Origin of the sequence: Kocuria palustris (assembly GCF_007666205.1) — a bacterium.
GTDB lineage: Bacteria > Actinomycetota > Actinomycetes > Actinomycetales > Micrococcaceae > Kocuria > Kocuria palustris_A.
On the sequence record NZ_VDOR01000015.1, the window covers coordinates 1 to 12,251 of the forward strand.

Here is a 12,251-nt window from a genome sequence, read left to right on the forward strand (position 1 = left end):
ACGGCGGCCATGGCGTCGCGGTGGATGTTCTCGTTCGGGCGGAACGTCCCGTCGGACCAGCCGTTGAGGTGGCCGTTCTGCTTGGCCCAGGTGATCTCGGCGGCGAACTGGTGCCTGGCCGGGACGTCGCGGAACGGCCCGGAGGACACGGCGGCGACCGCGTCGGCCGGAGAGACCTGCAGGCGGCCGAGCGGGCCCGTCGAGGTCGACTTGAGGGTGCGCTCGATCTGGGCCGGCGTCAGGCTCGGATTCGCCTCGAGCATCATCGCCGCGGTGCCCGCCACGAAGGGCGCGGCCATCGACGTGCCGTTCTTGTAGCCGTAGCTGGGCCGCACGGGCCCGGTGCGGCCGGTGTCGATCGCCGAGATGATCGCGTGCTGGCTCCCGTGCCCGCCCGGGGCGAGCACGTCGACGTGGGGGCCGGTGTTCGAGTACGAGGCCACCTGCCCGTTCTGATCGGCCGCACCGACCGCGATCACGCCGTTGCAGTTGGCCGGCGGATAGTCGGAGGCGTCGGCCGAGCCGTTGCCGGCCGAGACGACGACGGGCACGTTCGCGCCGTTCGCGTAGGAGATGGCCGACTGCATGGTGCGCCCGCACTGTCCGCGCAGGTTCAGCGACATGTTGATCACGTCGGAGGGATTGCGGTTGACGGCCCCGCCGATGGTCTGCCCGGCCGCATAGCGGATGCCGTCGGCGATATCCGATTCGAAGCCGTACGTGCAGCTGCCGAGCACGCGCACCGGCTGGATGCGGGCGTCGCGGGCGACCCCGGCGATGCCCTGCCCGTTGCCGGTGCTCGCCGCGGCGATGCCCGCGACGTGGCTGCCGTGCCATGTTGCGTCACAGGCGGAGCCGGCGGTGTCGCCCGGGTCGGTGGGATCCGAGTCGCGGCCGTCGCCGTCGACCGTGTAGCCGGGGTAGGCCGGGGAGACGAAGTCGTAGCCGGACACGCGCTTGCCGTTGAGATCGGGGTGGTTGGCCAGGCCCGTGTCCAGGACGCCGATCGTGGTGCCGCGGCCGGTGGCCGTGGCCCAGGCATCGGGCACGTTCCGGGCCTCGAGGGTGTACTGGACGCCGTAGAGGGGGTCGTTCGTGGCGGAGGCCCGGGCCACGCGGTCCGGCTCGGCGTACTCCACGCGGGGGTCCTCCTCGAGCTGCTCGACGAGCTCCTCCTGCTCGGCGGCCTCGAGCTCGGCGTCGAAGGCCATGACGTCGGCCGCGTCGCCGGTCTCCTTGAGCCGCTCGGGGGTCTGCGCGGCATCGCCGGCGGGCAGCACCTGCGCCTCCTCGGCGGCCTCGGCGACGGTCTGCTCCTTCTGCGCGTCGGTGTCCTGGGGATCCTGGAACTTCACGATGACGCGCGGGGTCTCCTGGGGCAGCTCCTCCTCGCCGGCCGCGGGGCCGGTCTCGTCGAGCTCCGAGCGGTCGACCGGGCCCGCCGGGGCGGGATCGATGCCCTGGGACGAGGCCTTGGCGGGGTCCTCCTGCGCGGAGGCGGGCAGCACGGACAGCGCCGGGGTCACCGCGAAGGCGGCGGCCAGGGCGAGGACGAGGGGCCGCGGCGCACGGCGGGGCCGTCGGGCGCGCGCATCGGTCAGGGGCGGCTGCGAGGACGGGGGCACGAGGGGAGAGGGCACGATCTGGTCCACTTCTGAGGGTGCGGGGGGAGGGGCGGGACGTCGGCTCGGGGGAGGCCGTCGTGTCCTCTGAACACCCTACGCATGCGGACAGCGAACAGCAGGAGGACTCACGGGCGGCGTTCAGCTCGCGCTCGGTCTCGAAGGCGTCCTGACGCCGGGCGGCCGACGGTGTACGATGGCTCGCTGGTGCCCAGCGCACCCGCACCCCAGCGTCATGGCTTCTGGCACAATCCAGCGGCCTCTCCAGCTAAGGAACACAGACTCATGAAGAACGACATCCACCCGGACTACCACCCGGTCCTCTTCCGCGACCTGGCCTCCGGCAAGGTCATCCTGACGCGCTCGACCGCGACGTCGCAGAAGACGGAGACCTGGGAGGACGGCAACGAGTACCCCGTCATCGAGGTCGAGATCTCGTCGGAGTCGCACCCGTTCTACACGGGCAAGCAGCGCATCATGGACTCCGCCGGCCGCGTCGAGCGCTTCAACGCGCGCTTCAAGTCCTTCGGCAAGTCCCGCGGCTGAGCCACCGGCCGGTCCGCCGCACGGCGCCCGACCGGCCGCTGCGCGAGGGGCCGCACCCGCTCGGGTGCGGCCCCTCTCACATTCCGCCGCGCACCCGCGCCACGGGCCGCGCGGCGGGCTACTGTCGACCACGATGAAGACCCCCCGCTTCACCCTCCCCTCCCTGCTCGTCGTCGGCGTCCTGGTGCTCTCCGGCTGCGCCGACGGCTCCCAGGGGCCCGACGCCCCGCAGACGCCGTCGGCCCCCGAGCCCTCCGAGCCATGGCCCACCGCCGCCCCGCCCGAGGATCCGCAGCAGTGGATCGCCGATCGCCGCGCCGAGCAGGCGGACGGCGCGGCCCCGGCCTCCGCCCCGGCGTCCGAGGACGCCGACCTGGCCCTCGATCTGAGCCTCGGCGATCCCGTGGGCACGACCTACCGGGAGGACGCCGCCGGCATCTCCTTCGAGGCCACCGAGCTCGCCGACGAGCGCCTCAGCGCCGAGAACCCGGATCTGGTGCGGCTGCTCGGCTCGCTGGAGCGGCCCACCCTGCGCTTCGGCGGGAACTCGACGGACCGCCGCTTCTTCTTCACCGCCCATGACGAGCCCGTCCCGACGGACTGGCCCCTCGAGGACGGCGAGGAGATCACGCGCGTGACGCCGGAGGACCTCGAGCGGGTCGCGCGCCTGGCCGAGGAGGTCGACGCCGACGTCATCGTCTCGGCCGACCTGGGGCACGCGGACCCCCATCGCGCGGGCGAGCTCGCCCAGCACGCCCAGGCCGCGTTCGGCGAGCGCCTGGCGGGGGTGATGATCGGCAACGAGCCCAACGGCTTCCCCGACATCCCCCAGAACCCCGTGCCGATCCGCGACGAGGACTGGGGGACCGAGGAGTACGTCGACGAGGCCCAGGACGCGGTGGACGCCGTGCGCGAGGCGGCCCCCGGCGTGGTGGTCGTCGTCCCGGGCGCGTACGACGCCGCCTGGTGGGAGGCCGCGACCGAGACCGAGCTGACGGAGCCGCCCGGGCACTCCGCGCTGGCCATGCACCAGTACCCGCTGCCGGAGTGCGGCGACCCGGACGGGGACGCCCACCGACCCGAGCAGGAGCCGACGGTCGAGAACATCACCTCGCCCGGAACGCGCGAGCGCGTGGACGACCTGGTCGCCGAGGCCTCCGCGACCGCCCGGCAGGCGAGCATGCCCCTGTGGATCACGGAGACCTCGGCCTCGTCATGCGCCGGGTCCAACGAGATCACCGAGACCCTGGCGGCGGGCGTCTACAGCGCCGACTACCTCCTGCGGGCCCAGCAGCTCGGAGCGCAGAAGGTCGCGTTCCACTCGTCGCTGGCACCGTGCCGCGGCGGGGCGCCCATGTCCCTGCTGTGCTCCTCCGGGACGTTCCAGACCCCGGGCGCCGCCTTCGTGCCGCGCACCAACGGGCTGGCACTGGCGCTGACGGGATCGCTGCCGGGCGGGGCGTTCCTGGAGGTCGACCAGAGCACGGCGGACGGGCGCGCCGACGGGGCCCGGGGGACCCGCAGCACCGCCTACGCGATCCGGCACGACGACGGCTCGCTGTCCGTGGCCGTCATGGACTTCCGCGATCCCGGCGAGCAGCCGCGCCCGGTCGAGCTGAGCGTGCCGGGCCGGCCGGAGCGGGCGAGCGTCTCGAGCCTGAGCGGGCCCGGGTGGACGCAGCACTACCCCGAGACGGCGCTGTTCGACGACGCGGATCCCGACGGCTCGTCCACCGACGACCCCACCCGGCCCGCGACGCAGGACGAGGACGACGTGGCCCTCGACGCCGAGGCCGCCGCGCGGCCCGTGGCCGACAGGCACGCATCCGTGGACGGCTTCGGGCTGCCCCTGCTGCCGCAGGACGACGCCGCGGCGGAGGTCCGGGCCGGCGAGGACGGCAGCGTCGTCACGTTCTCCGTTCCCGCGGGATCTGCCAGCGTGGTGCGCATCCCGGCCGTATGATGTGCCGACGACACCCCCGTACCGACGACCCGCCGGCCTCTGCCCCCTGATCCCTGGCCGGATCGGGTCGTGCTCCGAGCCTGGAGGCCCCCCGCATGAGCAATGAGATCCAGGACGACCTCTTCGGCGGGGACCGCCGGGGCTCCTCGAGCGACGACCGGCCCCGGAAGCGGGGCCGCGGGCGGAAGGTCCTGCTCGCCTTCCTGATCGCGTTCCTGGTGGTGCTGGTCGGGGTCATCGCGGTGATCGCGCTCTACATCGGCGGGCTGTCGCGCTCCTACGACGAGAACGTCACCTCCGTCCCGTCCACCGAGGCGTTCCCCGACGACGCCGACCGGCCCGAGGACTCCGAGGGGACCACGATCCTGCTGCTCGGCTCGGACAAGCGCCCCGAGGGAGGCGGCGAGCTGGGCCGAGAGGGCGCGCGCGCGGATTCGATCATGCTCCTGCACATCCCCGCCGACGGCGGCGAGGTCTACGTCATGTCGGTCATGCGCGACACCTGGGTCGACATCCCGGGCGTGGGCGAGGCCAAGGTCAACGCCGCCTACCAGAACGGCGGCATGCCGCTGATGGTCGAGACGCTCGAGGGCCACTTCGGCACCCGCATCGACGAGGTCATGGCCGTGGACTTCGAGGGCTTCGAGGGCCTGGTCGACGCCCTGGGCGGAGTGACCGTGGACGTCCCGCAGTCCTTCACCTCCGACTCCGGCACCGAGTACTCGGCCGGGCCCATGGAGATGGACGGCGAGACCGCGCTCGAGTTCTCGCGCGAGCGCTACAACTTCGCCGACGGCGACTACACGCGGGTGGAGAACCAGCGGGCGTTCATCCAGGCGCTGCTGGACCGCTTCCTGCAGCCCGAGGTCCTGGCCAACCCGGGCAGGATCTCGGAGATCGTGGACACCATCTCGCCGTTCCTGACGGTCTCCGACGGCATGGGCTCCGGCTACATCCGCGGCCTGGTGCCCAAGATGGTGGGCACCTCCCGCTCCGACATCCACATGTTCACGGTGCCCACCAACGGCACCGGCACCTCCGCCGACGGCCAGTCGATCGTGATCGCGGACGAGGAGGCGATGACCGAGATCGGCGATGCCATCGACGAGGGCACGCTGGACGAGCACTACGAGGGCCTGGCGGCGGACGACGGGAGCGGTCTGTGACGCCAGCGCCGCTGCGGGCACTGCTGCTGACGCACTCCTACTGGCCGGAGCACTCCCCGCCGCAGCGGCGGTGGCAGACCCTCATCCCGCATCTGGTCGATCGGGGATGGCGGATGACCGTCGTGGCCCCGGTGGCGCACTACGGGCCGGGACCGGACTACGACGCGACGACCCGCGGCCGGATCGGGCGAAGCTCGGGCGGGCCCGTGGGGGAGCGGATCGTCCGCGTCCCGTTCCTCACGGGCCGCGACGCGCGGCTGCCCAAGCTGCTCGATCAGATGGTGACCGCCCTCGGCAGCGCCGTGCGGGCGGCGGCGGTCCCCGATCACGACGTCCTGATCGTCACCGCTCCGTCGCTGCCGCTGCTGGCCGGCGGCTGGCTGGCGGCCCGGATCAGGCGGCGGGCGCTCGTGGTCGAGATGCGCGATGCCTGGCCCGATCTGGCGGCGGAGGCCGGCGTGGTGCAGGGCCGCGCGCAGAAGGCGATCAACTGGGCCGTCGAGTTCGTGCAGAACCGGGCGGAGCTGGTCGTCACGGTCACCGACGGCTTCGCCCAGACCTTGCGCAGCCGCGGAGTGCGGGAGGTCTGCACGGTGCGCAACGGCGTGCGGCTCGAGCGCACGCCCCTGCTGCCTCCGCCCCCGCTGGAGCGCGATCGGCTGGAGGTGCTGTACCTGGGCAACCACGGCGAGAGCCAGCGGCTCGAGCGGCTCATCGAGGCCGCCGCGCTCGTGGGGTCCGGGATGCGCCTGACGCTCGTGGGACAGGGCTCGCAGAAGGCCATGCTCAAGCGCCGCGCGGGCGAGCTGGGGGTGCCCGTGCGCTTCCTGGACCCTGTCTACCGCGACGAGGTCTTCGAGCTCTACCGGCAGTCCGACTCCCTCGTGATCTCGCTGCGCGACGACTGGAAGTCCTTCGAGGCCACGATCCCCTCCAAGACGTACGAGGTCATGGCCGTCGGCCGCCACCTCACCGCGATCGTGCGCGGGGAGGCGGCCTGGGTGCTGCGCCAGGCCGGGGCCGGGGACGTCGTCGGCTCGAGCGCCCGGGAGATCGCCGATCTCTGGGAGGGGCTGATCGCGGACCGCTCGCGGCTGCAGTGCACCCAGGACGGACGCGCCTGGGTGGCCGAGCACGCGGACTACCGGGATCTGGCCGGACGGTACGACGAGATCCTGCGCCGCGCCCTGGAGATCCGCGGCCGGCGGGCCGGGCGATGACCGCCGGGGGCGCCGCCCGCCGCTCGGATCCGCGGCTGCGCCATCTGAGCCTCGTGGCCCGCACCGCCTGGGAGCACCTGGGCGGGGACCCCGCGGTCTTCGCGCTGCAGGTCTCCCGGCGCCTGCCCGGCCCGGTCACGGCGCGGGCCGGGCGGATGCTGGCGGCCGCCGGGGACCGGGCGCTCGGTCTGCATGCCCTGGGCCTGAGCCTGCTGGGGGAGGACTCGGCGCTGTCCGAGGCCTTCGACCACACGGTGGCGGACCCGTCGACGCCCCCGCGCACGCTGCGGACCCTGGCCGAGGTCGCGCTCGCGGTGGACGCGGCCGATGACGCCTTCCGGCTGAGCGCCGCGATCCCCCGGTCGGCGGCGCCGCGCGGGCTGGCCGGGACCCTGGCCCGCCGCGACACGCATCTGGGGGCCCTGGGCCAGGCCCTGGTCCCGCTGCAGCGGGCCTGGCTGCGCGGGGACGCCGCACGGGCCGAGGCCGCGCAGCTGCTGCGCCTGGCCGACGAGCGAGCGCAGCTGCACGGCCGGTCGCCGTCGCTGCCGCCGCTGGAGGGCCCGTACCGCCCTCAGCCGCGCACCGTGGTCCACGTGCTGACCAACTCGCTGCCGCACACGCGCAGCGGCTACGCGATGCGCTCGCACGCCCTGCTCAGCGCCCAGGCCGAGGCCGGCTGGACGGTCCACGCCCAGACGCGCCCGGGCTATCCCGCCCAGGTGGGTCGCCTGCGGGCCCGGGACCTCGATGTCGTCGACGGCGTGCGCTATCACCGGATCTCGCCGGCCGCGCTGCCGCGCACGGCCTCGGGGCGGCTGCAGCTGCAGGCGCAGCGCCTGCTCGAGCTGTGCCTCGAGGTCCGGCCCGCGGTGCTGCACACGACCACCCACTTCGTGAACGCGCTCGTGGTCCGCGAGGTCGCGGCGGTCCTGGGCATCCCGTGGGTCTACGAGGTCCGCGGCCAGCTGGCCGACACCTGGGCCTCCCGCCGTCCCCCGGTCGCCGCGGTCTCCGAGCGCTACGCGTGCTTCCAGCAGCGCGAGGCGGAGGCCATGGCCGCCGCGGACGACGTGGCGACGCTGGGCGCGGCGATGGCGCGCCGGGTCGAAGAGGTCACGGGCGGGCGGGTGCCGGCCTCCGCCGTGCGGATCAGCCCCAATGCGGTCGGCGCCGAGCACGCCGCCGCACTCGAGCCGGTCGAAGAGGCCCGCGCCCGCCTGGACCTCGCGTCGCTCGGGATCGGCCCGGAGCAGTTCCTGATCGGCACCGTGTCCTCGGTGGTCGACTACGAGGGCCTGGACGATCTCGTGCGGGCCGTGGCCCTGCTGCCCGCGCCGATCACGGCCGTGATCGTGGGCGACGGCGCGGCCCGGCCCGGGCTCGAGGCGCTGGCCCGGGAGCTCGGAGTCGCGCAGCGGGTGGTCTTCCCGGGGCGCGTGGACCGCGACGGCGCCCGGACCTGGCAGCGGGCACTCGACGTCTTCGTCGTCCCGCGCAGGGATCGGGAGGTGACCCGCTCCGTCACCCCGCTCAAGCTCGCCGAGGCCTCCGCCCGCGGCGTCCCGGTGATCGCCTCGCGGCTGCCGGCCCTGCAGGAGCTCGTGGAGGACGGCGTCACCGGGATCCTCGTCCCGCCCGAGGACGCGGAATCGCTGGCCGACGCGGTGCGGCGCCTGTGGGCCGAACCGGGGTCGGGCCCTAGACTCGGTCAGGCCGCCCGCGCGGCGGTGCTGCGCGAGCGCACCTGGGACGCGGTGGCCGCGCGCACGCTCGCGCGCTACGACGAGCTCACGGACGCGCACGAGCAGATGGAACGGACGACGGAGGCGGGATGAGCGAGACCACGGATCACCGCTCCGAGCCCGCATCCGCAGCACCCGGGCCGCGGCGGATGCACTACGACTCCTCGACGCTCATGGCCGTCGGCGCCCGCCCGCCGCTGGGGGAGTACCTGCGCCGGCTGTGGGGCGCCCGGCACTTCGTGGTCTACGACGCCCGCGTGCGGCTGTCGGTCAGCCAGGAGCACACGATCCTGGGCAAGGTCTGGCTGATCCTCAACCCCATGATGCTGGGGCTGACCTTCTTCCTGATCTTCGGTCTGCTGCTGCGCACGGACCGCGGGATCGACAACTTCATCGGCTACCTGATCATCGGGCTGATGATGTTCCTCTACACCTCGCGCTCGGTGGCCACCGGGGCCCGGAGCATCGTGCAGGGCAAGAACCTGATCCGGGGCTTCTCCTTCCCCCGGGCGGCCCTGCCCATGGGCATCGTCGTGCGGGAGGCATGGAGCCAGCTCTACGTCCTGGCCGCGATGTTCCTCTTCGTGCTCATCGCGCCGCCGGCGGAGCCGATCACGCCGCTGTGGCTGCTGATCATCCCGATCTTCGTGCTGCAGACGATCTTCAACTGGGGCACCGGCATGCTGCTGGCCCCGCTGGTGCACAAGATCCCGGACGTGGCCAACCTGATCCAGCTGGGGACCAGGCTGTGGCTCTACGCCTCGGGGATCTTCTACGATCCGGCGCGCTTCACGGACAATCCCACGATCCTGGCCCTGTTCCACCTGAACCCGCTGTACCAGGTGCTCCAGATGGCCCGCGGCGCGATCCTCTACGCCGAGCCCCCGGCGCTGGGCTCGTGGCTCATCCTGATCGGCTGGGCCGTGGGCGCGCTCGTGATCGGCCTGCTGGTCTTCTGGTGGAACGAGGAGAGCTATGCCGATGAGAAGCGATGACTCCCTGTTCGAGGACCCCTCGGTCGATCCGCAGTGGCAGGGCCGCGAGCGCCGGTCGAGCGTCGGGCCCTGGGTGGCCGAGGACGGGTCCGGCCTGACCGGCACGCGGCTCAAGCCCGTGCGGGACCCGGCGGTCGTGATCGACGACGTGACCATGGTCTACCGGGTCACGAGCACCGGCGGCGCGGACGAGCAGAAGCTCTCGCGGCCCTCGCGGCTGCTGCGCCGCGCGCTGGGACGCCCGCCGCAGGTCGACAACCAGGCCCTCACCCGCGTCAGCCTCCTGGTCGAGCAGGGTGAGTTCGTGGGCTTCGTGGGCCGCAACGGCTCCGGGAAGTCCACGCTGATGAACATCGTGGCCGGGCAGATGAACCCCACCGCGGGGCGCGTCTGGGCGATCGACCGGCCGTCCAAGCTCGGGGTGAGCGTCTCGCTCGTGCCGGCGCTGTCGGGGGAGCGCAACATCCGCCTGGGCTGCCTGGCGCAGGGGATGACGCCGCGGCAGGTCGACGAGGCCATGGACGAGCTCATCGACATCGCCGCCCTGGGCAAGGCGCTGCACTGGCCCATGAAGGCCTACTCCTCGGGCATGGCCGCCCGGCTGCGCTTCGCGGTCGCCACGGCGACGAACCCGGAGGTGCTCATCCTGGACGAGGCCCTCGGGACGGGCGACGCCCAGTTCCAGGCCCGCGGCAAGGCCCGGATGGACGAGATCCGCGACAACGCCGGCTGCGTGCTGTTCGTGTCCCACTCGATGTCCGAGATCCGCGCCATGTGCACGCGGCTCGTGTGGATCGACGCCGGCGAGGTCGTGGCCGACGGCCCCGTCGAGGACGTCGTCAGCAGGTACGAGCAGTACATGCAGCTGCTGGCCGACGGGAACCTGCTCAGCGCCCGGAGGTTCCGCGACCAGGCCCAGTCCGAGCGCATCCCCCTGGAGCTCATCAACACCGCGTGATCCGCGCATCGCGTGACCGAGAGGACCCCGAACGTGTCTGTGCCGAAGCCCCCCAAGCCCTCGATCCCCTCCCTCCCCGCGATCCCCTCCGTCCCCTCCGTCGCCGAGCTGCGCACGATCCTGTGGCACCTGCGCCGCGGCGGGCCCCAGCAGGTGCGCAAGCACCTGCGCCGCAGAGCGCTGCCCGGCGGCTCCTCAGAGGCGGTGATCTCCGGGGCCGTGACGACCGGGGCGGCCGGTGCCGGGGGCGCCGGGAAGAAGCCGTCCGGGCGGCCGCGCGTCTCCTTCGCGCCGACCGAGTGGCCGCAGCGCTGGGACCGGCCCTTCGCCGACGTCGCGGTCGCCACGATCCTGGACGACTTCTCCTCCCGGGCCTTCAGCTACGAGTGGGATCAGATCCCGCTGTCGCGCACCGGGTGGCGCGATGAGCTCGACGAGCACCGCCCCCGCCTGCTGTTCGTCGAATCCGCCTGGCACGGCAACGGCGACCAGTGGCAGTACCAGCTCACGGGCACGTCGGGGGTCAAGGAGCCGTTCCGCGAGCTGGTCGCCGAGTTCCGCCGCCGGGGGATCCCCACGGTGTTCTGGAACAAGGAGGACCCGCCGCACTACGACGACTTCCTGGAGTGCGCCGGGCTCTTCGACATCGTGCTGACCTCCGACTCCAACCGGCTCGAGCACTACCGCCGCGATCTGGGCCACGACCGCGTGGGCGTGCTGGCCTTCGCCGCCCAGCCGGCTGTCCACTCGCCGGCCCGCGGCAAGTCGGGATTCGACTCGCGCGAGGTCGCCTTCGGCGGCATGTACTTCGCCCACAAGTTCCCCGAGCGCCGGGACCAGATGGACCTGCTGCTCGGCGGGGCGCTGGACGTGTCGCCCAAGATGCAGCGGGGCCTGGAGATCTTCTCCCGCTACCTGGGCGACGACGAGCGCTACCAGTTCCCGGCGCCGCTCGACCAGCGCGTGGTGGGCTCCCTGGACTACGCCCGCATGCTCACGGCCTACCAGGCGTACAAGGTCTTCCTCAACGTCAACTCGGTGGTCGACTCGCCGTCCATGTGCGCCCGGCGGATCTTCGAGATCGTCTCGCGCGGAACCGCGGTCGTCTCCACGCCGTCGGCGGCCGTGGGGGAGTACTTCCCCCAGTCGGAGCTGCCGGTGGTCGAGACCCGCGAGCAGGCGGCCGACGTCGTGCGGGCCCTCGTGCGCTCCAAGCAGCTGCGCGACCGCACGGTGCGCCGGGCTCAGCGGCGCGTGTGGGCCGAGCACACCTACACGCACCGGGCGGCCTCGGTCCTGGACCTCGCGCTGCCCCGGGAGGCCGGGTCGTGGCAGCCGTCCGTGCCCACCGTGTCCGTGCTGCTGTCCACCAACCGCCCGGACCGCCTGGCCGAGGCGATGGACTCCGTGGCGGCCCAGCGCGGCGTGTCGGTCCAGCTCGTGCTCGTGTGCCACGGCTTCGACCCCGCGACCGCTCGGGCGCAGGAGCTGGCCCGGCAGCGCGGGATCGAGGACCTCGTGATCGTCGAGGCCCCGGGCGAGTGGACGCTGGGCACGTGCCTCAACGCCGGCGTCCGGGCCGCCACGGGCTCCGTGATCGCCAAGATGGACGACGACGACTGGTACGGCCCCGACTACCTCGCCGATCAGCTCGCGATGCTGCGCGTGACCCAGGCGGACGTCGTCGGCAAGCAGGCGAGCTACCTCTACGTCGAGTCCTACGACGCCACGCTGCTGCGCTTCGGCGAGCGCGAGCATCGCTGGACGGACTTCGTGCTCGGGCCCACGCTCATGGCCTCCCGGGAGGTCTTCGAGGCCCACCCGTTCCGCGATCGCACCACGGGCGAGGACACGGGGTTCCTGCAGGACGTCGTGGACGGCGGCGGGCGCGTCTACGCCACGGACCGGTTCAACTTCCGCCAGTTCCGCGGCGGGCACGGCCACACCTGGAACGTCACGGATCAGCACGTCATCTCGACAGGCGTGGTCATGTTCTTCGGCCGGGACACCACTCACCTGTGCGTATGATGAGCCGC

9 protein-coding genes are annotated in these 12,251 nt (G+C 73.1%); 8 read left to right on the top strand and 1 reads right to left on the bottom strand.

Features of this window, described 5'->3' with window-relative positions; all coding sequences use genetic code 11:
* A partial coding sequence (locus FSY66_RS11155) for a S8 family serine peptidase (protein WP_144794953.1) occupies positions 1–1,640 on the bottom strand: 1,640 nt, incomplete at its 3' end.
* A gap of 267 nt (positions 1,641–1,907) precedes the next feature.
* Here FSY66_RS11155 and FSY66_RS11160 point away from each other — a divergent pair.
* From FSY66_RS11160 to FSY66_RS11195, 8 genes are all read left to right on the top strand, one after another.
* Complete coding sequence (locus tag FSY66_RS11160) at positions 1,908–2,168, top strand: type B 50S ribosomal protein L31 (protein WP_144794956.1); 261 nt, start codon at positions 1,908–1,910, stop codon at positions 2,166–2,168.
* A 133-nt stretch (positions 2,169–2,301) separates the two neighbouring features.
* Positions 2,302–4,131 carry a cellulase family glycosylhydrolase gene (locus FSY66_RS11165; RefSeq protein ID WP_144794958.1) on the top strand — a complete coding sequence of 610 codons (1,830 nt, stop codon included), beginning with the start codon at positions 2,302–2,304 and terminating at the stop codon, positions 4,129–4,131.
* 95 nt (positions 4,132–4,226) lie between these two features.
* Complete coding sequence (locus FSY66_RS11170) at positions 4,227–5,297, top strand: LCP family protein (RefSeq protein ID WP_144794960.1); 1,071 nt, start codon at positions 4,227–4,229, stop codon at positions 5,295–5,297.
* Positions 5,294–6,517, top strand: coding sequence for a glycosyltransferase family 4 protein (locus FSY66_RS11175; RefSeq protein ID WP_144794962.1), 1,224 nt, complete (start codon positions 5,294–5,296; stop codon positions 6,515–6,517). Before FSY66_RS11170 ends, FSY66_RS11175 begins: the two co-directional genes overlap by 4 nt.
* Positions 6,514–8,355 (top strand): glycosyltransferase, encoded by a 1,842-nt coding sequence (locus FSY66_RS11180; RefSeq protein WP_144794964.1) that lies wholly within the window; start codon positions 6,514–6,516, stop codon positions 8,353–8,355. Before FSY66_RS11175 ends, FSY66_RS11180 begins: the two co-directional genes overlap by 4 nt.
* The gene (locus FSY66_RS11185; RefSeq protein ID WP_144794966.1) at positions 8,352–9,257 is read left to right on the top strand and encodes an ABC transporter permease; all 906 of its coding nucleotides are present in this window, start codon (positions 8,352–8,354) and stop codon (positions 9,255–9,257) included. The genes FSY66_RS11180 and FSY66_RS11185 overlap by 4 nt, the downstream gene beginning before the upstream one ends.
* On the top strand, positions 9,244–10,215 hold the full coding sequence (locus FSY66_RS11190; RefSeq protein ID WP_260853664.1) for an ABC transporter ATP-binding protein: 972 nt from the start codon (positions 9,244–9,246) through the stop codon (positions 10,213–10,215). Before FSY66_RS11185 ends, FSY66_RS11190 begins: the two co-directional genes overlap by 14 nt.
* Before the next feature lie 33 nt (positions 10,216–10,248).
* The gene (locus FSY66_RS11195) at positions 10,249–12,243 is read left to right on the top strand and encodes a glycosyltransferase family protein (RefSeq protein WP_313955550.1); all 1,995 of its coding nucleotides are present in this window, start codon (positions 10,249–10,251) and stop codon (positions 12,241–12,243) included.
* Positions 12,244–12,251: the final 8 nt, after the last annotated feature.